This window comes from Chitinivorax sp. B, assembly GCF_005503445.1.
Taxonomy (GTDB): Bacteria; Pseudomonadota; Gammaproteobacteria; order Burkholderiales; family SCOH01; genus Chitinivorax.
The window spans coordinates 1-23,264 of the sequence record NZ_SCOH01000056.1; the positions used below are offsets into that span (position 1 = coordinate 1).

Annotated in this window: 20 protein-coding genes; 11 read left to right on the forward strand and 9 right to left on the reverse strand. The window is 52.9% G+C overall.

The genetic code is table 11. From position 1 onward, the window contains the following. Window positions 1-196: 196 nt before the first annotated feature. From FFS57_RS22205 to FFS57_RS22215, 3 genes are all read left to right on the forward strand, one after another. Window positions 197-2,149, forward strand: coding sequence for a spermidine synthase (locus FFS57_RS22205; RefSeq protein WP_171014145.1), 1,953 nt, complete (start codon window positions 197-199; stop codon window positions 2,147-2,149). A 222-nt stretch (window positions 2,150-2,371) separates the two neighbouring features. Further along, window positions 2,372-2,776: a GFA family protein gene (locus tag FFS57_RS22210; protein ID WP_137940028.1), complete on the forward strand. Its 405-nt coding sequence runs from the start codon at window positions 2,372-2,374 to the stop codon at window positions 2,774-2,776. 161 nt (window positions 2,777-2,937) lie between these two features. Further along, on the forward strand, window positions 2,938-3,456 hold the full coding sequence (locus tag FFS57_RS22215) for a hypothetical protein (RefSeq protein ID WP_137940029.1): 519 nt from the start codon (window positions 2,938-2,940) through the stop codon (window positions 3,454-3,456). A 226-nt stretch (window positions 3,457-3,682) separates the two neighbouring features. Here FFS57_RS22215 and FFS57_RS22220 read toward each other — a convergent pair whose 3' ends face one another. Next, entirely contained in the window at window positions 3,683-4,696 is a 1,014-nt protein-coding gene (locus tag FFS57_RS22220; protein WP_249384122.1) for an alpha/beta hydrolase, read from the reverse strand. Between the two features lie 314 nt (window positions 4,697-5,010). On the opposite strand from FFS57_RS22220, the gene FFS57_RS22225 reads away from it, so the two are divergent. The 3 genes from FFS57_RS22225 to FFS57_RS22235 all read left to right on the forward strand — a co-directional run bounded on the left by FFS57_RS22225 (window position 5,011) and on the right by FFS57_RS22235 (window position 9,612). Continuing rightward, a complete protein-coding gene (locus tag FFS57_RS22225) occupies window positions 5,011-6,009 on the forward strand; it encodes a helix-turn-helix domain-containing protein (protein WP_249384123.1) in 999 nt (332 codons plus the stop codon). A gap of 106 nt (window positions 6,010-6,115) precedes the next feature. Next, the gene (locus FFS57_RS22230; protein ID WP_137940030.1) at window positions 6,116-8,245 is read left to right on the forward strand and encodes a TonB-dependent receptor domain-containing protein; all 2,130 of its coding nucleotides are present in this window, start codon (window positions 6,116-6,118) and stop codon (window positions 8,243-8,245) included. 41 nt (window positions 8,246-8,286) lie between these two features. Next, window positions 8,287-9,612, forward strand: coding sequence for a condensation domain-containing protein (locus tag FFS57_RS22235; RefSeq protein WP_137940031.1), 1,326 nt, complete (start codon window positions 8,287-8,289; stop codon window positions 9,610-9,612). A 354-nt stretch (window positions 9,613-9,966) separates the two neighbouring features. On the opposite strand, the gene miaA is transcribed toward FFS57_RS22235, so the two are convergent. From miaA to FFS57_RS22260, 5 genes are all read right to left on the reverse strand, one after another. After that, window positions 9,967-10,917, reverse strand: a complete 951-nt coding sequence (gene miaA, locus FFS57_RS22240; protein ID WP_137940032.1) for a tRNA (adenosine(37)-N6)-dimethylallyltransferase MiaA — start codon at window positions 10,915-10,917, stop codon at window positions 9,967-9,969. 40 nt (window positions 10,918-10,957) lie between these two features. Then, entirely contained in the window at window positions 10,958-11,722 is a 765-nt protein-coding gene (locus FFS57_RS22245; protein ID WP_137940033.1) for a hypothetical protein, read from the reverse strand. Between the two features lie 10 nt (window positions 11,723-11,732). Continuing rightward, window positions 11,733-13,583 carry a DNA mismatch repair endonuclease MutL gene (mutL, locus tag FFS57_RS22250; protein WP_137940034.1) on the reverse strand — a complete coding sequence of 617 codons (1,851 nt, stop codon included), beginning with the start codon at window positions 13,581-13,583 and terminating at the stop codon, window positions 11,733-11,735. Between the two features lie 184 nt (window positions 13,584-13,767). Beyond that, window positions 13,768-14,595 (reverse strand): c-type cytochrome, encoded by an 828-nt coding sequence (locus FFS57_RS22255; RefSeq protein ID WP_137940035.1) that lies wholly within the window; start codon window positions 14,593-14,595, stop codon window positions 13,768-13,770. A gap of 160 nt (window positions 14,596-14,755) precedes the next feature. After that, window positions 14,756-15,238 (reverse strand): hypothetical protein, encoded by a 483-nt coding sequence (locus FFS57_RS22260; RefSeq protein WP_137940036.1) that lies wholly within the window; start codon window positions 15,236-15,238, stop codon window positions 14,756-14,758. A 146-nt stretch (window positions 15,239-15,384) separates the two neighbouring features. Between FFS57_RS22260 and FFS57_RS22265 the strand changes: the two genes are divergently transcribed. The 3 genes from FFS57_RS22265 to FFS57_RS22275 all read left to right on the forward strand — a co-directional run bounded on the left by FFS57_RS22265 (window position 15,385) and on the right by FFS57_RS22275 (window position 16,818). After that, window positions 15,385-15,783, forward strand: a complete 399-nt coding sequence (locus FFS57_RS22265; protein ID WP_137940037.1) for a hypothetical protein — start codon at window positions 15,385-15,387, stop codon at window positions 15,781-15,783. A gap of 110 nt (window positions 15,784-15,893) precedes the next feature. Next, window positions 15,894-16,265 carry a hypothetical protein gene (locus tag FFS57_RS22270; protein ID WP_137940038.1) on the forward strand — a complete coding sequence of 124 codons (372 nt, stop codon included), beginning with the start codon at window positions 15,894-15,896 and terminating at the stop codon, window positions 16,263-16,265. 1 nt (window position 16,266) lies between these two features. Then, on the forward strand, window positions 16,267-16,818 hold the full coding sequence (locus FFS57_RS22275; protein WP_137940039.1) for a TetR/AcrR family transcriptional regulator: 552 nt from the start codon (window positions 16,267-16,269) through the stop codon (window positions 16,816-16,818). 222 nt (window positions 16,819-17,040) lie between these two features. On the opposite strand, the gene FFS57_RS22280 is transcribed toward FFS57_RS22275, so the two are convergent. Continuing rightward, complete coding sequence (locus tag FFS57_RS22280; RefSeq protein ID WP_137940040.1) at window positions 17,041-18,660, reverse strand: glycoside hydrolase family 18 protein; 1,620 nt, start codon at window positions 18,658-18,660, stop codon at window positions 17,041-17,043. A 617-nt stretch (window positions 18,661-19,277) separates the two neighbouring features. Here FFS57_RS22280 and FFS57_RS22285 point away from each other — a divergent pair. Both FFS57_RS22285 and FFS57_RS22290 read left to right on the forward strand, forming a co-directional pair. Continuing rightward, complete coding sequence (locus tag FFS57_RS22285) at window positions 19,278-20,639, forward strand: cytochrome-c peroxidase (RefSeq protein WP_137940041.1); 1,362 nt, start codon at window positions 19,278-19,280, stop codon at window positions 20,637-20,639. A 172-nt stretch (window positions 20,640-20,811) separates the two neighbouring features. Further along, window positions 20,812-21,324, forward strand: coding sequence for a DUF1269 domain-containing protein (locus tag FFS57_RS22290; RefSeq protein ID WP_137940042.1), 513 nt, complete (start codon window positions 20,812-20,814; stop codon window positions 21,322-21,324). 495 nt (window positions 21,325-21,819) lie between these two features. Here FFS57_RS22290 and FFS57_RS25895 read toward each other — a convergent pair whose 3' ends face one another. Together FFS57_RS25895 and FFS57_RS22300 are read right to left on the reverse strand one after the other, a co-directional pair. Further along, entirely contained in the window at window positions 21,820-22,062 is a 243-nt protein-coding gene (locus tag FFS57_RS25895; RefSeq protein WP_249384124.1) for a hypothetical protein, read from the reverse strand. 486 nt (window positions 22,063-22,548) lie between these two features. Beyond that, on the reverse strand, window positions 22,549-23,085 hold the full coding sequence (locus FFS57_RS22300; protein ID WP_137940044.1) for a GNAT family N-acetyltransferase: 537 nt from the start codon (window positions 23,083-23,085) through the stop codon (window positions 22,549-22,551). Between the last annotated feature and the right edge of the window lie 179 nt (window positions 23,086-23,264).

A 23,264-nucleotide genomic window follows, 5' to 3' on the forward strand; every position in this document is an offset into this window, starting at 1 on the left:
GAAAGTACGCTTTTAGCATAAATCAGCTGGGGATTTTGGGCGCTTTCCCCAATTTGGCGATTCATCGCGAGCCTAACTTCCATGCCAAATGAAAGTTCGATCCCGCCCTAGGGGTTACTCAAAGACGTTTGAAGTTATCGAGTGGGTGTATTCAACCATTCAGAGAAATGAGCATGGGTATCAAGCTTATACATTGATGAGTCATGTGTTGGCATTCATCATGATGGTGCCTGCAACATTTTGTGCCGGAATGACGCTGCCTTTAATTACGCACTGGCTAATCAAGACAGGTTATGGCGAGAAAACAATTGGATATGTTTATGCAGCCAATACAATCGGGTCAATTGCAGGTGTATTGATTGCCGTGCATTTGGCCATGCCACTGCTTGGGCTGAAATGGGTAGTGTTGCTTGGAGGATTAATCGATATTGTAGTAGGTATGTGGATATTCACCCGTTATAAGGAACAGGTCAAATTTTACAGTGCCTTGGGCTTTTCATTAATTGGCTTAGGGTTAGTTGTCATCACCAGTTCGACACTTGATCTTGATGCGAGAAGGATGCTAGGCGGCGTATTCCGTCATGGGCGAGTGAGTATTCCCCAGCAAAGCCAGGTGTTGGCAATTCAAGATGGTAAAACTGCAACGATAGGTTTAACCGGTAACCAGGATGGGTATCGCATCATCTCAACCAATGGTAAACCTGACGCTGGTATGGATGTGAGCGGAAAAACCGAGGCAGCAGACGAAAGCACCATGGCCTTGCTAGGTGCAATCGGGTTTGCACATCATCCAAGTCCCCAAACAATTGCTGCCATTGGCATGGGGTCAGGTATGACGACACATACTGTTCTGTCGTCGTCGATACCAGTCAGGGTTGATACGATTGAAATTGAGCCTGCAATGGTTAGGCTGGCCAAGTTGGGTTTCGGTAAACGTGTTGAGCGCACATTTTCAGATGCGCGCAGTAATATTGTAATTGAGGATGCAAAGACCTATTTCTCGCTTGGCAACAAGAAATATGATTTGATTATTTCCGAGCCATCTAACCCATGGGTCAGTGGTGTATCGTCGCTTTTCTCAGATGATTTTTATCGTCACCTGGCCAGACATCTTAATGAGGATGGGGTGCTGGTTCAATGGATTCAAATTTATGAAACGGATATGAATATCGTTGCTTCAATGATAAAGGCGTTATCCAGGAATTTTGGTGATTATGTATTGTATGGATCAAATAATACAGACATGCTCATTGTGGCAACGAAGAAGGATAAGATAAGTTGGAATTATAATGTTGTGTTTTCCCAGTCTGAGCTGTCTAAAGAACTTGAGAGAGTTGGGGTGAAGTCAGCTGAGGACTTGAAGGTGCGATTGATTGGTACGCGGAAACTTTTGCATACTTTTTTCGAAGATATTTCAGTGCCGGCTAATTCTGACTTTTTCCCCTATATTGATCTGCATGCGGCAAGAGCACGTTTCGTCAATACCAATGCAAGTGGTTTGACATCATTGGGGACTGCTGATATTCCATACCTCGAATTGCTGGTTCCTGAGGTTCCTGAGCTGGAGCTGAGGCAAGTTACTTCAAGCCGTTTTCTATCTCGTGCATATCAAGCAGAGTTAGTAAGAAAGATGACCCAGATGGTCTTGTCTGGAGACTCAACTGAGTTAAGTGAACTCTATAAGAGTTCATATGCAATTTTGCGTTCAGCTGGTCATTGCTCAAGTGAACAGGCAATGCGTATCAAGGCGGTGTATGAAATTGGAAGTTTGGTTGCCCCCATGATTCGTGGTGATGTTGCAACTGTATTTTGGTCTAAGCTGGAGAGTTTGCCTTGCATGAACGAGCGAACCGCGCTACGCGAGTTGCTTAGTCTGTTCAGATATATCAGCGCTCGTGATTTCCAGGGAATGAAATCAAGTAGCCTAACATTGTTGAATGGCGGTGCGTGGAAAGTGGATGATTCTGCATTGATGCAGTTCCCACTTAGGGCATTGCTTGTTGCGGAGCTGGCGAGCGGCAATCCAAAGAATGCTAATCAATACTGGCGGCAATTTGGTAGAGAACCTTTCAATCTTGAGCCTCCGAATATTGAATTCGCAATGTTGCTTAATTTATCTGGATTCAATCAAAAGATGTCGATGCATTAAATTTTTGGAGGCGGTAATTGAGATTACCGCGTGTTTGCTGTGGATCTCGTCTGGGCCTTTCTTGATATCCATTCTGGATGCAGTTCGAAAGGTATTTTGTGTGCATTTGCAACAGCTTGCATGGTTTTCCGATAGGTGTGTTGCGTTGATAAGACATCGCTTTGTTTGGTGTCAGTTAGATAATGGCATGACCGGATTGTTAAACCATACTTGGAGAGCGACATGAAGCGGACTTATGCCGGAAGTTGTCACTGTGGTCAGGTTCGATTTGAAGCAGACATTGATTTGAGTGCCGGTACTGGCAAGTGTAATTGTTCGATCTGCACTAAAACCCGTAGTTGGAGTGCCATTGTCAAACCAGATGCATTCCGCTTGCTCAGTGGAGAAGGTAGCCTGTCTGATTATCAGTTCGGCAGTAACAGTGTGCATCATCTGTTTTGCAAGCAGTGCGGTATTCATTCCTTTGGGAAAGGGAACATTCCTGAGGTTGGGGGGGAATTCTATGCCATACATGTCAATTGCTTGGATAACGTGACGCCTGGAGAGTTGATCGAGGCGCCGGTACATTATTCTGACGGCAGGCACGACAACTGGCAGAATCCGCCTATGGAAACACGCCACCTTTAAACTAACCAGCCAGTGTGGGCTAGCCTGATTTACCGGCCATGTCAGGTGAGTCAGGCTGATTCGTATTGCTTGATATACCAACAACAATCGTCACGATGCTGCATTGTTTGATTCGACCTCTAGCCTATTTGGGCGCTTTGTTTCTAGTTTGCAGTTTATTGATGGCCTGCGATAAACAGTCTGATCCGGCATCCCGCTTGCCTAAGCAGCTTGCTACCCTGCCAACCAATCAATCTGTAGACAAGTCGGCTGTTACGGCCAATGCATTACTGGATAAATTGTTATGGGACAGCCTGCGGCGGCAGTATCCCGATGATGATTTGTCATCAGACAGGATTCTGGGTATGGCGGCCAATATGTTGGATCTCAACGAGCACGTTGGTGAAGCAATGGTGGACCCCGATTTATCCGGGTTGAGCAGTCCTGTTGTGACAGTCCACTCTACCGTGGTGGATGGTAAGCCATACACACATGTACGTTATGTTGAAAACGGCGTGACTATTGTGCTACCCAAACCGTTGCAGTCGGATAGCAATGTCTATGTGCTGATTGGTAGTGCCCCAAGTTTGTTACGTCTTACCGATCAGGATACGCAGCCAATCAAATTGGCCCGGGCAGTGATCAGCCAGTTTGCCGGCGACATGTTTGCCGCCCAATTAAAAGAGCGCGGTGAGTTGTAAAAGCCTGTTCAATATCTTATTGCGCAACCACGATAGGGGTTCATGTACTGCTCAACATCCTCATGTATCACACATACACTCCGGTTTTTGCACTACCCTTCGCCCCGCAGATGGCTGCTCATCATAGACCTTGAACGGCTTCTATGAAGCGTGTCACACACAGCGTCATCCCAGCCAGGAATGATGTCAGGTCATCCACTACCGCGTAACGTTGAGTTTGATCTGTTCAGCTGGTAACGGGCCTGATCTGATTCATCCCATGCAGGGCCAAACTGGCGCTGCGTAGGGTCACACTGCCGTGATCTTCACCATCCAACAATTTGAAGCCAGTACGCAGGCCTGGGACCTCCTTCAGACTGAGCGCCATGTCTCGAGCAGTGCTGACAATACGGCGTTGCTGCTGCCGGCGTTGGCGTTCTGGATCGAGTTGTGGGGTGTTTTCTTCAAGGCTTCCAGCAGTAATCAACAATTGGGTCGAAAGTGGTGCCTGCCCACGTGATTGAGCGATAAAGCGATCCCGGAAAGGTAGGACAGCACGCTGTCCCCACCAGATGGATGGACTGGCAGCAATATAGTGCTGGAACATCGAAGTACGGGTCAGCAAGGTATACAAACTGAGCAGGCCACCGAAGGAGTGGCCAAACAGACCTTGGCGCTGTGTATCCAGCGGTATCTGCTGAGCCAGCCAGGGTTGAAGTGTGTGCTGGATGAAATCCAGGAACAAATCGGCACTGTTGGGGCCGGGCTCGGCCGTCAACGGGGCCAGCGTATAATCGCGCTCGCGAGCCTGCATGTCGTAGGCTGCATCAATCGGATAACCAATACCAACAATGACTGGCGTATTGGCTGCCGTATGATCTGGTCGTTCTGCCTGCTGACGTGCCAGGGCTGCAAACAACCCAAATAGAGCATTGCCATCCAGTGTGTACAACACGGGATAGCCTGATTTGGGGGCCGCATGGGCCGGTTGGGATACAAAAATACGCCAGCGCCGGTCACCAGCTTGCAAATCGATCTGACGGCTATTGGGCAAGCTAAAAGCCGGCGCAGATGTCCAGATGGCAGCGTCTGGCATGGTGAGGGAAGGCGCGGTGTCGTTCACGTTATCGATTTGATTGGAAAAAGACTGCCCGGCCATGCAGCTACCCAGCAGACCACCAAGGGCGGTGTGCAAGGCTTGACGGCGAGACAAGTTGGGTTGAGCCGGCAGGGAAGAGATGGGTTTGGCTATTCGGGCCATATCAGTATCCGACATCAGGTTGCGAGGCAATCAGTTGTCTGTTGGCCTGCTTGCTGTTGTGATCGATACAGGGACGAGTATGCGACGATTTGATCACTGTAATCAAAATCATGGACCAGGGTCGATCATGGCTAAATATTTGCATGTTGTAATTAATGATGAGATGATAACAATTCTCATTAATTCTATATGATTTATGTGGTGAGTGCAGTGGATATGTCTGTATCTGTTTGCATAGACAGTAAAAATGGTTTGCATCGGCCGTTCCGATTGCTGCTGTCAGGCCCACGTGTACGACATCAAGGTGAATAACGATGGATCGGGGCGAGCAAGCACTGAACATGCATGAAGGTCAGACGATGTACATGAAGTCAGCTAATGTGGCACTGGCTGCGCATATTTGTCGTACGTTTGAGTTGCGGCCCGGTTTGCGGGTACATCTTGATGATGGCCACGATGAGGTGGATGCGTTGGCACAAGGGTGGTGTATTCCGGGCCTGTATCTGGTCGTGCTGCTGGAGGGGCGGCTTGATCTGGCCTATGGTCAGCAGCGCATACAACTGGCTGCTTCGACTGCGGATGTGGCGCAGCCCGATCTTCCGCAGGCATTTCTGTTGTATATGAAAACGCCGGTGCGTTTCAGTCGCCGCCTGCATATTGGCCGTTATGCCCGACAGTTGAGCTTGTGTTTGTCGGAACAATGGCTGCAGTCGCTATGCCAGACTGGGACGGGTGATTTGCCGCCCCCTTTGGCAGGCTTGTGCGCACGTCATCTAGCGCTGACATTCTGGACGCCGACAGTGAGAGCAAGAGCGCTGGCCGAACAAATACTGCGTCCGCCTGCCGCAAGCCCTATCTTGCAAGCCTTATATCTGGAAAGTCGTGCACTGGATATGCTTGCGGATGTATTGCGCTCATTGCCTGGGTACGTGGACGAATCCGCGACACCATCTCTCACAGCGTGCACAGCAGCCGGGCTGGATGCGCGCGCGTACCGTCGTATGGCTGTACTGCGTGAGCTGCTGGTCAGCGAAGAAGCGCTTCATTTGTCGATGGATGAGATCGCACAGCGGATGAGTATGCATACAACCACCATGCAACGCCATTTCCGCGCCATCTATGGCTCGACGATTGGGGATTTTGTCCGGGAAAACTGCCTGCAGCGCGCACGACTGGCGCTGGAAGGTGATGCCATCAGTATCAAACAGGTGGCTGCGATGGCTGGCTATAGCAGTGCGGCGAACTTTGCAACGGCCTACAAGCGCCGTTTTGGTTTGACACCCAAACAGGCACGGCGCAATGGTTTGAATTGATGCTGATTGGAAAACAAACATTTTTGCTTGGAAAGCAAACATTCGAAGTGATGCAAGAGTGTATAATTAAGAACAATTCTCATTATTGATATGAAAGGTGTTCTTAATGTGCAATCAGGGGGTGCGCTTCAGCCTTAAGCCGATCGTGGTGGCATGTGTATGGGGGATGTCGGCTGTGTCAGCGCAGGCCGCTGAACCGTCGATGGTGGTGACCAGTCAGAAGCCATCCGGTGAGACCATCACACTCGACACCGTAGTGATCACGGCCAGTCAACGTGAGCAGGCAATCAAGGATGCGCCTGCCAGCATCGCAGTCATCACGCGCAAGGAAATTGAGGCCAAGCCTTATACCTCGGTGACCGATGTGTTGCGTACGGTCGAAGGGGTCAGCATTGTGGGTGCGTCACCCAACGATCAGGATATTTCGCTGCGTGGCATGCCCGGCGAATACACATTGATCCTGATCGATGGCAAACGCCAGAACACCCGTGAAACCATGAACCGTGGTACCGGCGGCGTGCAGTCCCAGTTGCTACCGCCACTCAATGCCATCCAGCGCATTGAGGTCGTACGTGGACCGATGTCTTCGTTGTATGGCGCCGATGCCATGGGTGGTGTCATCAACATTATTACCCGTAAAGTGCCTGATGCATGGCACGGCGCCATGACTGTGGGTGGTGTGTGGCAGCAGGAAGAAGGCCAAGGGAATTCGCGCAGTGTGGATTTCTGGCTGGGTGGTCCGCTGAAGGATGAGGTGCTGGGTTTGCAGATTTCGGGCAAAGTTTTTGACCGTTCTGAAGACGACATTTTCTACCCAGCCAACAGCACCAGCGGTGCAAATGGCCAACGTAACAACACACTGGATGTGAAACTGGTCGCCAAACCGGCCAGCGATCAGGATGTCACGCTCAATGTCGGCGCGGAGCAACTGACCTATTACTCCACACCAGGGCTGAGTGCCGCGGAACTGACACCACAAACCGCAAGCACGGCCACGGTTAAAACCCGCCACGAACGTGAATATTGGAGCCTTAGCCACGAAGGGCGTTGGAATTTCGGTAAATCCACATTGGCCGTTCATGGTGAGCGCGGCACGCAAAAGCAATGGACATCTGTTGGTCAGTCGCCCATTGAGCCAGTCATCCGCAATACCGTATTCGATGGCAAGGTGATGATTCCTTGGGCGTCAGACAGCAATATGCTGACGCTGGGCGGACAGTACATCTGGTCACACCTGAGCGGTGCAGGCAAGCAGGATGCAGTACCCAAAGGCTATGCAGTCAATTCGGACAGCATCCGTAACCACAGCTGGGCACTGTTCGGCGAAAACGCCTATTACGCCAATGAAAAGCTCACTGTCACCACTGGCCTGCGGTTGGATGATGACGAACGCTACGGTAGCCACGTCAGTCCACGCCTCTATGGTGTGTACAAACTGAGCCCGCAATTGACCTTGCGCGGTGGTGTAGCAACTGGCTTCAAGGCACCCAGCTTGCGTCAGAGCACGGCAGGCTATTGCATGACCACTGGCGGCCCCGCTGGTGCGACACCAGGCACCTTGTGCGGGAATCCGGATTTGAAGCCAGAAACCAGCGTGACTGAAGAACTGGGCATCCGTTACGACATGAACGACGGTTTTGCCGGCGTGACCTTGTTCAATAACCTGTTCAAGGAAAAGGTATCGAGCTACGACACAGGTGTGGCGGACCCCAACACCGCTGGTCGCAACATCTACAAGTACTACAACATCGGCCGCGTGAAGCTCTACGGTCTGGAACTGACGGGTGGTATGCGTCTGTTGCCGACAGTGAAGCTGTCCGGTAATTACTCGCTGACCTACTCACGACGCGAAGGCAGCGGCGAGACTGCCTTCAATGGTGGTTCGCTCAACGGTTACCCGATCGAAAACACACCTAAGCACAAGCTGTCCGTGCAAGCGGATTGGTCACCGGTGGCACAGTGGAACTTTTACACTGCGGCCAATTACAGCAGCAAGCAATACTGGGCTGCATTCCGCAATGGCGCAGTGGGTGTGCGTGAGCGTTCAGGTGTAACCACCTATGACCTCGGCGGCAAGTGGGCTGTTTCGAAAAATCTCGACGTGAATTTCGCTGTACTCAATCTGACCAACAAGATGATTGCAGTTGACGAGCGTTCGCGCTTCGCGGGCTTGGATGGTAATTGGATGGTGGACGAAGGCCGTCGTCTGGCTGCCAGCGTTTCGGCGCGTTTCTGAGCTGGTTGGTAATTCCAACCCACGTTAGAGAGGAAACACACATGCATCAGAATAGCCAGCGCCTGGCGACCACAACTGCGCAGTTCAGTATTTGGGTTGCACAGCTTGACGATGAGAACAGCCCGGGTTTCTGGACTGCCGAAACCGTTGAGCTGACAGGCGAATTGGATGTCGTGGCATTTCAGACCACGGTGCGTGAAGTACTGGACCACTGCCATACATTACACATGCGCTTTGAGTGGGAGGCAGGCACTCTGTGGCAACATCCACAGCCTGCCAACACCCAAGTGCAATGGCTGGACTTCAGCGGGCAGCCCGATCCAGCCCTGGCAGCCCATGACTGGATCGCAGCGGCTGTCGCCCAACCCTGCGATGTCACACAGGATGCACTGTATGCCACCGCATTGCTGAAGGTATCACCCACGCAACACTGGTGGTACCTGCAAGTACATCACATTGTGCTGGATGGCTTTGGTTACAGCCTGGTTCAACAGGCTGTCGCACAGCGCTATAACGCACGTGTGCGCCAGCAGCCACTACCGGGTTTGCCGGATTGGCAACTGCATAAAGTGATCGAAGCAGAAGTCACCTATAAGCAAAATGGCGGTTTCGAGCAAGATCGTGATTTCTGGTTGCAACACCTAAGCGATGTGCCACCCTTGGTGGAACTGGAACCACTGTGCGAGCCTTCTGCAGAGCCGATTCGACAACATCTGGAGTTGACCCAGCAGGAAGTCACCGGCCTACAGACAGCTGCCCGTGTCACAGGTGGTGACTGGGCTGCCTGGATGCTGTCGGCAATTGGCTTGTGGATGGGGAAGCAGGCCAACCTGCGGCACTTTACTATTGGCATGCCGGTGATGAACCGCTTGGGTACACCTGCCGTGGGCGTGCCCTGCATGGCAATGAATATCGTGCCGCTGAGCATGCGTCTGGAAGCAGAAGACTCATTGCAGGCATTGGTTCAGGCCACTGGCCAGCAACTCCGGGCGATCCGGCCACATTTGTACTATCGCTATGGCTGGATGCGCCGTGACCTGGGGTTGTTCGAAACCGACACCTTCCTGTTCAATCAAGCTGTGAACTTGATGCCATTTGATCGGCAGGTATCCTTTGCTGGCGTACAAAGTCGTATGCGCCCGGTGACAGGCGGCCCGGTCAAGGACTTCAACATCGCGTTGGTGGTGCTCAACAATGTTTGGCAACTGACATTGGAGGCCAACGCCAATGCCTACCAAGCTGACGCCATTGCAGCCATGGCCAGGAACCTGCATCAATGGCTGAATCAGCTAGTGCAAACCGCCCCGGGTGTGGGCTTGGCTGAATTGCTGCCAGATTTGTTTCTCGCAGAAATTGAAGGTGTGTAACACGGTTAGCTCACACCGCAAATGGCAAGATGGATTGGCTCCCAGTGCAGATTGGGGGCCAATTTTCATTTAAAGCTACCAGGTTTGGCACCAAACCTTCAAATGGCCGGCGAAATAGGTGTGATCCTGAGCCACCTCAATGTTGTAGGCGCGGCGTTTCAGTGGTTTGTAGTCAAGCCCAAAACGACATAGTGCACACGACCTGCCATGGTAGCAGAGATTTCCTAACCCTGAGCTTGGACGGTATCCAGTCTCCCACTTTGACCTGCTCAATCGGCATCTCACCAGGATGCTGGCTACAAAGCCATGAGTATGAAATGGTTTGAGTATAATGGTGTCCAATTCATTGACTGATTAGAGTGAAATGGCCTGTTTGACGTGTTGTGCTACCTGTTTCACCAAATCCGGTACCAAGCAATCCAGCACAATGGTATCCGACATGGCGCGTAGCCAGGTCATCTGCCGCTTGGCCAGTTGCCGGGTGGCGAAGATGCCTTTGTCCCGGAAGGTGGCGTAGTTGGTTTCGCCGGCCAGATGTTCCCATGCCTGACGATAGCCAACGCACCGCATTGAGGGCAGATCCAGATGCAGGCCAGGGTAGGTGGCTTGCAAACGACGCATTTCGCCCAGAAAGTTCTGATCCAGCATTTGGTCGAACCGATCTGCTATGCGTTGATGCAGGACGGCACGGTCGCTGGGTATCAGCGCCAGTTTGGTGAGTTGATAAGGTAAAGGCTCGCTGGTCTGGCGGGCCAGGTGGGTGCTCATCGGTTCGCCAGTCAGACGCCAGATTTCCAATGCACGTTGTACCCGTTGCGAATCGCCAGGTTGCAGGCGGGCAGCGGTGATGGGGTCAACTTCAGCCAGTTTGGCGTGCATGGCGGGCCAGCCTTGTTCTGCGGCTTCTGCATCCAGTTCCACACGGATGGCTGGATCGGCTTCTGGCAAATCGGACAAGCCTGATTCCAGGGCCTTGAAGTACAGCATGGTGCCGCCGACCAGTAACGGTACTTTTCCCCGTGCGGTGATCTCCGCCATCAACTGCAATGCATCAGCCCGGAATTGTGCCGCGGAATAGGCTTCCAATGGGCTGATCAGGTCGATCAGGTGATGAGGGGCACGGGCCAGTGTCTCGGCATCGGGCTTGGCCGTGCCAATATCCATATCGCGGAAGACCAGGGCGGAATCCACGCTGATCAATTCCACGGGCAGTGACTGAAACAGTTCAACTGCCGCACCGGTTTTGCCACTGGCGGTGGGGCCCATCAGGAAGATGGCGGGAGGCTGCTTAAATGTTTGGCTCATGCTTGGCTACAGGTGAAATCGGAGGAGAGGGTAGGCTGCATCATTCCAGCCGCCGCAGAATGTGGCTGACTGCTAATGCAGTGGCGACAGATAAACCAATGGCAGGCCAAAAGGCCCAGCCACCGATGGTATCCATCAGATTACCGACCGTGATGGCAAACGCACCCAAGCCTGTCATGCCTGCGCAGAAACCTTTCAATTGCACCAGCAGTGCATTACGGCCAGCGGTGGCAAAAGTGAATGCCGGCATGACCGAGCTGGCAACCGGAAATACGGTCAGCACACCCGTTAATGTCGTGCCCAGTCGCCCGGCCAGTGTAGTCAACAAGACCACCAGCAGCAATGCTGCACCCATCCGTGCTGCCAGTTCAGCCTTGGGAAGATGGGTTGGTTTGGGTGGCGCACTGGGGTGGGGAATGATCCGGGCGGTCGCAATCAGCGCAGCAAGGGCCAGGATACTGACCCAGCCGGCATCTGCCATGCCAGACCATGCCAAGCCCAGTCCGACGGTCAGAAAGCCTGCCCAGCCAGTCAACAGGCTGCCCAGCCAGTTGAAGCGGCGGCTCATTAACCCAAACAACAACATATGGGCGGCAATCGCCAACAACCCCGCGGGGATGGCCCGGGCTGCGGCGGCGGCAAAAGCTGGCCCTTGTTGCAACCATAAGGCCAAAATGATCGGCCCTGCCACCATTGGCAAACCACCCAGGAAGCCCGCTACTGCCTGGCCCCAGCGCTTACCAGCCATACTGGCCAGCCCGATGAAAACGGGTGCGCCAAAAAATTTGATAACCAACAACTCCATAGACTACCTCTTACTGCCCTCGCATGAACAATTTGTCGAGTTCGTTCAGGCTGAGTTTGAACCAAGTCGGCCGACCGTGATTACATTGGCCGGATCGTTCTGTTGCTTCCATGTCGCGCAACAACGCGTTCATCTCCGGCACCGTCAATTGCCGGTTGGCCCGTACGGCCCCATGACAGGCCATGGTGGCCAGTAGTTCGTTACGGCGTTCGGTCAGAATACGGCTGGCACCCACTTCACGAATGTCTTTCAGTACGGCGCGGGCCAGTTCGGCTGCGTCGGCTTGTTGCAACATGGTGGGCACCGCCCGTACCGCCAGATGGGTGGGGGACGCGACGCCAATTTCGAAGCCCAACTGTGGCAACATATCGCCTTGTTCTTCCACTGTAGCCACATCCAGCCGATCTGCCTGAAAAACGACCGGAATCAGCAATGGCTGCATGGACAATTCATTGGCATCGAGCGCGTTTTTCAACCGTTCGTAGACGATGCGCTCATGCGCGGCGTGCATATCCACCACAACCATGCCTTCGCTGATTTGCGACAGGATATAGATGCCATGCAACTGCGCCACTGCATAACCCAGCGGCGGTACAACTGCATCGTCCGTGTGACGTTCCAGCACGGCAGTATTGCCACCAATAAAGCTGGGCGAGGGTGCCGATTGGCTGGTGGCGAAAGTGTTGTTGCTGTTTTTCACACCACCGAACAAGGTTTCATAGAAATTCCGTGGCTCATGCGCCGCCAATGGCATCTGTGCCTGTTCGAAGCGGGGATAGTAAGGCTGGTTTGGGCTGGTACCACTTCCGCCATGGTTGGTCTGGTCGGTGGCTGGTGGAATGAAGCTGTTATCCGCCGTGGCTGCTTGCCCTGCGGTCGTACTGGCCAGTGCCTTGTGCAAAGCATGGAATAGAAAACGGTGGACAGGCTGGGATTCGCGAAATCGCACTTCAATTTTGGTGGGGTGGACATTGACATCCACACCTTCCGGATTCAGCTCAAAGAACAGTGCATAGCAAGCATGCCGGTCATGGTGAAGCACATCCTTGTAAGCCTCGCGGATGGCGTGTGCCACCACCTTGTCACGTACAAAACGGCCGTTGACGTAAAAATACTGGGCATCCCGGCTGGATTTGGAAACGGTCGGTGAACCAGCCAGGCCATAGAGCCGTAAACCGTTGGCGTGCTCATCCAGCATTAGCCCTGACTGGACGAACTCTTTGCCCAGAATGGCTTCCACACGTTTTTCCAGTGTTTGACGGGGCAGTCGCCATTGTGCTTTGGCATTGTGGAGCAAGGTGAACGCAACATCTGGGTAAGCCAGTGCCATGCGACGGAACATTTCCTCGCAGTGGGCGTATTCGGTGGCCTCGGTTTTAAGGAATTTGCGTCGAGCTGGGGTGTTGAAATATAGATCATGTACTTCAACCCTGGTACCTGCAGAAAGCGCGGCGGGCTCTGGTTCGCTGATCTGCCCATCCAGCGTATCCACCTGCCAGGCCATATCGGTACCGGCTTGGCGACTGGTCAGGGTCAGTCGGGAGACAGAAGCGATACTGGCCAAGCCTTCGCCACGGAACCCCAGTGTGCCGACCCGCTGCAAGTCTTCCAACGAGCCGATCTTGCTGGTGGCATGGCGAGACAGGGCCAGCTTCAGGTCATCCTTGGCCATGCCACTGCCGTTGTCGGTTACCCGTAACAACTTGATACCGCCTTGTTGCAGGTCGATTTGAATCTCGGTCGCACTGGCATCCAGACTATTTTCGAGGATTTCCTTGAGAGCCGATGCTGGACGTTCGACGACTTCGCCTGCGGCAATCTGGTTGATCAGGTGATCGGGAAGTAGGCGGATGGCTGGCATGGCATGACGTCGACGGCGAAACGGTCATTATACCAGCCACGCATCGCTTAGAGCCGCTAGCAAAACACTGTGAAGTACTTTTGGTTAAGCGTGCAAGCGGTAGGCACGGCAAGTTTACACAACAACGCTGGAAGAACCTTGTTAGCGACACTTAGCCCTATCAGCGAGCTTACGAGGCAATGGTTTACTTCACCTTGCGTTTACTCATGTGGCGCAGATATTCCAGCAGGTCGGTCAGGTCCGATTCCGACAGGAATTTTTCATCCACTGCGGGCATGACGGCCTTATCCCAGTGGCGCAGTTTCTGTGGATTACGAACCATCATCCGCAAATAGGGTTCTCGGAAATATTCAGTGGGGTTGTATGGCACATTCAAATCTGGTCCCAGTGAAGCATCACCACCCTTATTGAGGGTATGGCAGGGCAGGCAATGCTGCTTGAACATGGCAAAGCCATGATGGATTGGACTGCTGGCTGGCAATTTGGCTGAGGGTAACAATTGTGGGAAGCGGGTTTCGATCGGGGGAACCCGGTCGATGCGGGCGACCTGATAGGGCCACATCTCTGGTGTGATGCTGCTTTTCTCCGGGTTCAGCCAAACCAGATAGAGGGGACCAGCACTGGCGGGTTTGCCTGGCTTGACGGCAGGCCAGGGCGCGTCATCGGTCTCGATTGCCAGAAAGGGTTCTGCTTTGCCTTCGGCCAATAGCAAATGGGCTGGCAAGCTGACGGCAAAGCCATCGGTAGCGACTACTTTCAGGATGTCTGCAGGATCGATTCCGGCCTGCTTCAGCAACGGTTGCAGTGGAATGGCCTTGTATCGCATCGGCTTGTGGTAACTGACATCGCTTGGAATATCGATTTCACGTAAGGACGTGCTGTTCAGCAAAGTCTGTTTATCGAGTGACTGCTTGTACTGTTCGTTGACAATGGTCAGTACCGGCTCGGCAAAGGTCAGGGTACTACAGGCAATCAGACCCGCCAGAACAGCGGTTTTCAAGATGTTGCGCATGAGATCATCCAGTCTTGTTTTTGAGTTATCGACCGGATCATAGTGCAAGCTGGCGGGGACGGGTAGCGGCTGGTGAGGGCATCGATCACAAAATAATGAGCGTCTAATATTTTGATTTCTACATATAGCAATAATGATGCGGTCTTGAAAGGGTGAACGGCTATAATCCGCCATGGCTACCCATTACCGCTCCCAGAACCGTCACCAGACTGACAATCAATAACCCCCAGTGAAAGCGCTGTATATCCGTAATAGTTTGGACGGGATGCTGTCGGGCGCGTTCTGCAAACCAGCGGTGAAGCCAAAGTGGCTCCAGAATGAACAGCACCAGGCTGAATACAAGCCAGACGATGACCATGGCATGCATCCACCAGTAATCTGGTTCGGCGAAGCGCCACCAGAGCTGAAAACGGTGGGTCAGATACAAGCCAGAAAGCCCTGTCAATAAAGTAGCCAGCTTGGCGATGTGCGCAAACCGGTGTTCGATCAGCTCAAACATGAGGGCCTGTTGTTCAGTGGTAAAGCGTTGACGAATGGCCGGCAGGATGACCATCGTGACCATGGCCACGCCGCCGATCCAGATGACAACACCCAGTACATGCAGTGCACGGACCAGGGTGAGCAGTACGAGGTCGAATGTCATGATGTTCACCTGTTGCAGTTCGACCCTGATCTTAAGCGAATCCTGTCCGGCCTGATTTGTGCTGTATCAATTCGAGGCGGCCCGAATTGAGCCAGCATGAAAACCATTGGTCTGATGGGGCATGGAATCATCAAGAATAAATACACATGACCGATCAACATTTGACCCGATATCTGAATACCGACCTGGATTTGAAATCCCCACGGAACTTGGACAACTTGGCTGAAACGCTTGCAAAAGCGGGCGTATCGCCGTTGCAGGTGTTTCAGGGTGAGGACGGTCTGCATTGGGCAACGTTTGAAACTGAGATGCAGTTTGCTGAGCCAGCACCCAATATTGAAGCATTGTTATCTGCGATTGAAGCCTTGTCAGGGGAGGCAAAGGTTGATTGGGCAACCTGCACGCTGCGTGAATTCAATCTGGGTTTCGAGGTGGGGAGTGGGCCATGGGCATTCAATCAGGCTTTGTCCTTGGATCTGCTTGCTCGGATGGTGAAAGTGGAGGTCGGATTGAGGTGGACGCTATATCCCGCAGCAGATGACTGAGTACAGGCAGTAAGCCGGTTTGATCGATTATGTATTTGACGTCACTACATACCATACGTTATGGTATTGTTTGAATATAGCCATTTCCGTTTGCTTTGGGGGCGTAAACAATGAATGCATGGTTGATGTCGGCTGCGGGTGTCACGATGGCCACTTTTTTGTTACATACGCTGGCAGGAGGCAAGGAGGTGGCTGCGCCTTTGCTCAAGGCCCAGGATCTGGGGCCTGTTGAAAAATATACCAGCTACTACTGTTGGCATATGGTGACCATTCTGTTGCTGGTGATGGCACTGGCGATCGGTTACATCGCATGGCAGCCCAATTTGCCGATGCTACTGCTGTTGCTGTGCCTGTCGTTGGCATTTACCAGCCTGAGCCTACTAATGGCTAAAGTATCGCGATTGGGTATCTGGGCATTGCCACAATGGGTTTGCTTTGCTGCAATCAGTGGTTTACTGCTGGCTGGATGGGCACGAGGCTGAGATGGTACGAACAACCGATGTCGATTGGCTGGTGCTGGGTTACTCGTTACTTCGGGAACAAGGCCACACGGCCCTCACTATTGATACCTTATGCCAGATTGCGGGGCGTACCAAGGGATCGTTCTATCATCATCATGGCAGCATGCAGGGTTTCAAACAGGCATTGCTGGACAAATGGCGTGCCGACCATACCGACCGCCTGATCAATGAGACCAACGCCTATGCTCAGCCGGCCAAGCGCCGACAGGTACTGGATTCGCTGGCGTTGCAGCTGGATGCACGATTGGAATGTGCCATACGTAATTGGGCTGCCCATGACCCATTGGCACTGGAAGCCATGCAACAGGTGGATACGCAGCGGATCGATTATGCAGCACGCCTTCACCAGGAAGAGCATCAATGCACTGCTGACGAAGCGCTGCGTATTGCCTTGGCTGGCTATGCCATGTATGTCGGTTTTTTGCAATTAACCGGTGAACGAGAGCAGCGCATTTTGCGGGAATGGGGTCCACGTGCGCGGATTGTGTTCGTGGACGATAACCAGACTTTGTGAGTGCTCAGCGACCCGTTACTGGCGATATAGGTATGACGAAGTGTCGCAAACTCATCGGGATGAGACGTATGACACCGTAGCATGACATCTTGTTCGCCAGGAGGCACCTGGCGATGTTTCCCATTGTGTTTGCTATTGCTAGCAGGGAAAAAATGGGTTGCCTGCCAAGGGTCATGCACCAAGTAGCGGGTTGGCTGCTTGGTGCACTGTCAATCGCCTGGGTTATTTCTTTTTGGGCGGCTGATTCTTGCTACCAGATGACGCATTCTCTCCAGAGAAATAGAAGCCGGACATATCGATAGCCTGTGTCGATATCGTATAGCCAGCCCCTTCCCGGGCTGCATTCAGTAATACCCCCTTATCCTGATCTGCTGTCCATGTGAACACCCCACCCAGGCCATGCTGTGCGGCATAGCGTCCCTTTGCGGAGACGGAACGTGGCGTATCCAGCGAAATGAACATGCCGCTGGTTTCATTGTGCAGGTAATCTGCATCGGCCACCTGATCGGTATAAAGGGTATAACCGTTCCGGCCGGTTTTTCCCTCCAAATCCAGATAGTTATACAGCACATCGTTGAACTCGCTGGTACCCGACTCGAAGCTGCCCAACGCGGTACTGCCGGTCGGGCGGTAGCTGCCCTTTAATGGTGATAGGCTGGTGAAGTCGGCATTCTGACCATTGCGTGAATACCCGGCCCATCCGATGTTGATTTTTTGAGGTGGAATGCCCAGATCCTTCAGATAAGCAACAGCCTTGTCTACCGAAAAGGCGCTGGCCTCGGTGCCAATGGTCAATAGATTGGTGTGGTGATCCAGTTTGGGAGCCCATGGTGTGCCAAAGAAATCGTAGGTCATCACATTGATGCCATCCAGCCCGTTGTTGACCAAATCGAGAATATTGGACTTGGCCAATTTGGCGGGATCGCCGGCTGCGGCGACACTGATGTTCTTGCGGTTACTGCCGGTGAAACGGCTATCCAGCGCCTGACGCAGCTCCTTGATCAGCAGCGCATAATTCTGGCCATCCTCCGGGCGGGATGGATTGCCAGCTTCGCCTCCACCTCCTGGGTACTCCCAATCGATATCAATTTCGGAGAACATCGGAAAGCGATTGAATACATCAATTACCGAATTGATGAACGTGGTGCGACGGCTGCTGGATGCCGCAATATCGGAGAATGGGCCGGACATGGTCCATCCACCGACACTGAAGGCCAGTTCCAGCTTATGTCCTTGAGCGGCTGCCTGCTGTTGCAGACGATAGAGCCCACCTAGCAAGCCAAAAGCTTTGCCTTCGGCAATTTTGGTTTGGTACATGTAGGGCTCGTAGACACCGCCCTGGCCAATGTTCCACCCCTCGGCAGCGCTCCATTCGCTTTGAGTGAAACGGTTGTTGCGCCATGCCGCAATATCACCCCACAAGTCGATAAAGGTGATCTCGTCATTATGTTTGCCCATTGAATTGGCGGCACTCTGGATCACCTGTGCTTTCGGTCCCTGGTCACCTGTGATACCCAGAAAGCCAAAGATGATTTTGTCGTAGGCCTGCGGGTCAACCTCTCCCAAGTCATAACCGCGTCCTGCCTGATTGGGGTCATTCAAATTATCCAGGCGGCCGTCGTATTGCGACCAATCGGTGTAATAGCCGAACACTTTGGGCTTGTTGGCATCTTTCTGATAGCGATTGAAGACAGGCTTCAGTACACGTGCCGAGGTGTAGTTCAACAAGTTGTTGGATGTCGCAGGATTGAACCCGATCGTGGCATAGAGGGCATCTGTTGCGGGATCGGGTTTGATCAGTTTCGAGTCGGTTTTGGTGTTGCCAGTCGACTTGGTCGGCATGGTGTTCGTCCTTAGTTAGGTTGGGTTAGGAAAACAACATCAAGAGACATCGACAACGGCGCCACGCCGGTTGGAGGCGGCATGGCAATGTTCACACTGCGGCGCAGCGGCAGCATTGATTGAAAACTGGTCAGGGACAGGACGTTATAGACATGTGTTTCATGACTCAGACCGGGTACCGTGATGACATCACCCTGCATCGAAAGCGGATGGTGGAATCACTTGACTGGGCTGATGCAGGAGCCCACTTGCAGGTTGTTGGAACTGAAAGCCGGTGTTGGTTCAGTGAGCCCATTCTTGGCCGGATTACCCGGGCAGTCAAGCCTTGTTTAAATGTAATATATTGATTTTATTTGAATTGATAGAATTATCTTATATGCGATAACAGAAAGTTGGGCACGTCCATACCGGCTTGGCGGGCAGCATGAGGCAAATCAGCCAGCACAATAATCGCCAACAAGCATGCAGGTATAGTGGGGTGTTACGTTGAGTGGCTTGGCTTACCGATAAGCGGCTTTTAGTATTAAGTATTAGGATATTCTAATTTTATGATTTTAGTGCTATAAACACACCGCTGATCCCGTGTCATCTTTGCCCAACTCAAAGGAGCACTACGTATGAGCCGAATCGCCAAAATCTGTGAACAGTACCCAGTCAGGTTGATGACGTTGTTGATGGGTAGTACGGTATTGGTCGCATTGCTGCTCTATGCACACGCAGCCACTTCTGCCGACGTGATGGCGCTAGTATCGCCAGAGAAACGACCAGCAGTCGGGCAGTTGTCGAAAATGGCGACATTGGGAAAGCGGATATTTCATGATGTAGCTTTGTCGGCTTCCGGGCAGCAATCTTGTGCCACTTGTCATGTACCTAACCGTGCCTTTACGGCCAATGATGATCAACCTGTCCCATTTGGTGGGGGCGACATGACATTGCAAGGGTTCCGCAATAGTCCAACGTTGCTGTATGCACAATTCACTCCCACTTTTGGTCAATTACCTGGCATTCCACCTTTCGGTGGGATGATGTGGGATGGGCGTGCAGCTGGTTTGGCTGAGCAGGCGACTTTGCCTTTCACCAGCCCGGCAGAGATGGCCAATGCCACCACGGCAGATGTCAGGCAGCGCCTGTTGGCCCGTCCTTATGTCGACTTGTTCAAGGAGGTGTTTGGCAAACCCGTACTGAACAATGCCGATGATACAGTGAAGGCGATGGGGCGAGCCGTGGCGGCGTATGAGCAGGAAGATCCCGAGTTTGCGCCGTTTTCCAGCAAGTTCGACCGCGTCAGTCAGGGTCGTGCCCAATTCAATGCGCAGGAACTGCGTGGTCTCCAGTTGTTCAACGCTCCGGCCAAAGGCAACTGTGCTTCCTGCCACAGTTCGTCACCAGTCAACACTTCGCTGCCCGCTTTGTTCACCAGCGCCACCTACCACAATAATGGCGCACCCAGAAACTGGAACATTGCGCACAATCGGGACAATATCGCAGCGCCATCATTCGTGCCACAGAACGGGTTGACGTTAGGCGCACCATTTCACAAATTCTATGACCTGGGCTTGTGCGGCCCGTTCCGGGCGGACTTTGCTGGCCAGGCCGAGAAATGTGGCATGTTCAAGTCCCCCACTTTGCGCAATGTGGCGATCAAGCAGTTCTACTTTCACAATGGCGTGTTCAAGAATCTGCAGCAGGTGGTGGATTTCTATGTGACTCGCGACATCACGCCGACCAAGTGGTACATCAAGGCCGACGGAATGACACCAGATATCCGCTTCAATGATTTGCCCTTGGCCTATGCCGCCCATGTGCCGACCAATAAGGCGCCTTTCCTGCCACTGAATGGTCGGCCGCGGTTGACTGAAACGGAAATCAACGATGTGGTGGTATTCATGTGTACATTGACTGATGGTTACAACCCAAGTGAGCCAGCCGGTTACCGTTATCCGGCCCAATGCAAAAAAGCTGCAGGGATGGTGTCCTGAGATGGTAAATGCCGAGGATTGTCGTTACGAGCCATTGCTGGTACTTATGTGGGTATATTGCGATGAAGTAATGTAAATTGCTGATTTAAATATGCTTTGAGGGTCGCTATACTACCTTATCAGCCACTCGTTCCGGCTGATGTCTCCAGCCCCTTAATCAGAGGAGGCGACCATGAGTAAGCGATTGTATTTCCTGCTACCGGATGTGCAGGTGGCGAAACAGACCATGAACGATCTGCTGCTGGCCCGTATTGATCAGCGGCACATCCATTTTCTGGCGAAGATGGACCTGGGCGATGCTGGTTTGCATCAGGCCAATCTATTGCAGGAGTCGGATGTGGTGCATGGTGCTCAGACTGGTTTGCTGATGGGTGCGGCAACAGGCCTGTTGCTGGGCATTGGAGCAGCTTTTTTCCTGGCGTCCGAGACTGGGCCGATCTGGGGTGTGACATTGGCCATGTTCCTGTTTGGTGCACTTTTTGGTGCTTGGGCTGCCGGTATGATCGGCATCTCAGCCACCAATAGCCGGCATCGGCAATTTGAGTCTGAACTGGAAAAAGGCTCGATCCTATTGATGGTGGATGTGCCCAAGGCACGAGTGGAGGAAATTCGCCAGTTGGTTGAGCGCGAAGATCCGCACGTGAAAGATGAGGGCCAGGAGCCCACGATTCCAGCGTTCCCATAAGGGGGCTGCGTTCAATGGCATTGGTTTGGCGAACGGATCGTCGTCAGGCGATCCGGCGGGTCTTGTCGTGTCAATTACACTCGATATTGAATGCCGGAACCCAGCCAGAAGTCGTATTCGCTCTTGTTCTCAATGGTATTTCACCAGATCCTTCCCCAACTGAAAGCAGGTCAGTCCGTTCCCTGTCGTTTGCCAAAGCGCAAGTGTCAAGCAACGCGCTGACACGACCGCACTGTAGCTTGGCTTGTGCTTCAGCATACTCGCAGGTTATCGGCAGATCAGAGAGCACAGGGTTCCATTTCATGGATTCCAGTTGTTCACTGCCAAAGTTCAGTACCCAGCTTGGTTGGCAGGTCGAACATCTGTAGCCCTGTCAGCAAAATACAGTGGTAACCATTATGTGAGTCATGCTGATTGGCAATCAGGCTCTGCCAACTGTCCGTTCAGGCTCAACGTCCCGGTTTCCAAGTCAATCTGAACGGTGGGTATCATGATTCATGCCCATCTGGGATCATCTAGATCCGCCTTGTAATCGGCCTGTGTACCAAATCCCAATGCTTCGGCCTGGGCAAAATAGGGGCTGTAGTCGAATTCGTCTTCTGATTCCCAGGGCTGTAGATCCCAGATTGCTTCAATCATCCATACTAACCAGCAAGGTGGTGGTGGCCATTGCTTGAAGTAGGCGATGCGTGCCGCTTCACTCAGTGCTCCGGCATCCCACCACGCGGACCAGGCCATGATGTGACTCTCACCGCTACCCATCCGCCATCCCATGCTGTATGGGTGACAGGTTGGTGCAAAGACCCAAGGCGGAACCATGTTCCCGAATTGCGCAGTTTGTTCGGAAATATGTTGCTTGATCCAATCTTCCATAGTGCATGTAATGTTGGCTGGCTCAAATGGCCTGACACGGTTACCTTGCCAGCCAGGCGGTGGGTTGTCCAGCTGTGGCTGTTGTTACCCTGACCAGCCACAGCGCGTCTGTACTCCCCCGAGCGACGCCGAAGTCTATGATCTGACCCAGTCAGCGCAGTCGTCATATCAGCATGAATCCGACCCGATGCTTGATGAAGGTGATGCAGGTTTGTTTTGTCCCCCTGCGTTGGTTGCCTTTGGGGTGTGTTGTTGTCGCGATCCTTGATCGACTGCGATGATAAATCGCTTCAACGGGGGAGGTTCACCCTCAGAATCAGGCCGATATGCAAGGGGGCGCCTGGTATATCCTCAATAATGGTTGGCACGCAGTGCAAGCGATTTGGCCAGATTCAGATAGGTAGGGCGAAGGTAACCTGTGTGGGTGCCGAAACTGCTGAATACATAGCCACGCTTGGCGTAGTAAGCCTGCTGCTGCTTCAATGGGATTCGTACCGACAGGTGTACGGTGGGGAGTTCCTGACGACGCGCTTCGTTTTCCACCCAACGTATCAGGTAATCGCCAATCCCCAGGCCGCGCCAGCCTGGTAGTACCGACAGTCGATCCAGATACATGTTGCCGTCACGTGGTCGGCAGAACACGCAGCCAATTACCCGGCCATTGCCGATGGCTACGGCTGCATTGGCGCCAACCAGCTCCTCGCGAATGATGTCCAGTGTCTTGCGTTCGGCACTGGAGGGTGGATCAAGCAAGCCCTGATATTCGGCAAAGGCACTGCGAATGACGAACAGCATGGCTGACAGGTCATCATCACAATACGGGCGTAGCATGATGTGGGACGGAATGGGATCGGCGAAAGTGGGGGCGAGTTCAGCGGTTTGCGTCATAAGATTTTCCGGTTACGGCAGATAAGCAGTGAATTGTGTGATGGGTAACGCTTCGACCCTGATTTTGAACGAAACAGTCAGCTGTATCGGGTTTTGTGGCGCCTACGGGCAGTGCCGGGTTGGTAAGAACCTGTTCAATGTCTTATTGCGCGACCACGATCAGGGCGCATGTGCTGCTC

What these genes read in the sequence shown, in the direction of transcription:
- FFS57_RS22205 (WP_171014145.1), top strand. Translation starts at nt 197, where the DNA reads ATGAGTCATGTGTTGGCATTCATCATGATGGTGCCTGCAACATTTTGT.
- FFS57_RS22210 (WP_137940028.1), top strand. Translation starts at nt 2,372, where the DNA reads ATGAAGCGGACTTATGCCGGAAGTTGTCACTGTGGTCAGGTTCGATTT.
- FFS57_RS22215 (WP_137940029.1), top strand. Translation starts at nt 2,938, where the DNA reads ATGGCCTGCGATAAACAGTCTGATCCGGCATCCCGCTTGCCTAAGCAG.
- FFS57_RS22220 (WP_249384122.1), bottom strand. Translation starts at nt 4,696, where the DNA reads ATGGCCCGAATAGCCAAACCCATCTCTTCCCTGCCGGCTCAACCCAAC.
- FFS57_RS22225 (WP_249384123.1), top strand. Translation starts at nt 5,011, where the DNA reads ATGGATCGGGGCGAGCAAGCACTGAACATGCATGAAGGTCAGACGATG.
- FFS57_RS22230 (WP_137940030.1), top strand. Translation starts at nt 6,116, where the DNA reads ATGTGCAATCAGGGGGTGCGCTTCAGCCTTAAGCCGATCGTGGTGGCA.
- FFS57_RS22235 (WP_137940031.1), top strand. Translation starts at nt 8,287, where the DNA reads ATGCATCAGAATAGCCAGCGCCTGGCGACCACAACTGCGCAGTTCAGT.
- miaA (WP_137940032.1), bottom strand. Translation starts at nt 10,917, where the DNA reads ATGAGCCAAACATTTAAGCAGCCTCCCGCCATCTTCCTGATGGGCCCC.
- FFS57_RS22245 (WP_137940033.1), bottom strand. Translation starts at nt 11,722, where the DNA reads ATGGAGTTGTTGGTTATCAAATTTTTTGGCGCACCCGTTTTCATCGGG.
- mutL (WP_137940034.1), bottom strand. Translation starts at nt 13,583, where the DNA reads ATGCCAGCCATCCGCCTACTTCCCGATCACCTGATCAACCAGATTGCC.
- FFS57_RS22255 (WP_137940035.1), bottom strand. Translation starts at nt 14,595, where the DNA reads ATGCGCAACATCTTGAAAACCGCTGTTCTGGCGGGTCTGATTGCCTGT.
- FFS57_RS22260 (WP_137940036.1), bottom strand. Translation starts at nt 15,238, where the DNA reads ATGACATTCGACCTCGTACTGCTCACCCTGGTCCGTGCACTGCATGTA.
- FFS57_RS22265 (WP_137940037.1), top strand. Translation starts at nt 15,385, where the DNA reads ATGACCGATCAACATTTGACCCGATATCTGAATACCGACCTGGATTTG.
- FFS57_RS22270 (WP_137940038.1), top strand. Translation starts at nt 15,894, where the DNA reads ATGAATGCATGGTTGATGTCGGCTGCGGGTGTCACGATGGCCACTTTT.
- FFS57_RS22275 (WP_137940039.1), top strand. Translation starts at nt 16,267, where the DNA reads ATGGTACGAACAACCGATGTCGATTGGCTGGTGCTGGGTTACTCGTTA.
- FFS57_RS22280 (WP_137940040.1), bottom strand. Translation starts at nt 18,660, where the DNA reads ATGCCGACCAAGTCGACTGGCAACACCAAAACCGACTCGAAACTGATC.
- FFS57_RS22285 (WP_137940041.1), top strand. Translation starts at nt 19,278, where the DNA reads ATGAGCCGAATCGCCAAAATCTGTGAACAGTACCCAGTCAGGTTGATG.
- FFS57_RS22290 (WP_137940042.1), top strand. Translation starts at nt 20,812, where the DNA reads ATGAGTAAGCGATTGTATTTCCTGCTACCGGATGTGCAGGTGGCGAAA.
- FFS57_RS25895 (WP_249384124.1), bottom strand. Translation starts at nt 22,062, where the DNA reads ATGGCCTGGTCCGCGTGGTGGGATGCCGGAGCACTGAGTGAAGCGGCA.
- FFS57_RS22300 (WP_137940044.1), bottom strand. Translation starts at nt 23,085, where the DNA reads ATGACGCAAACCGCTGAACTCGCCCCCACTTTCGCCGATCCCATTCCG.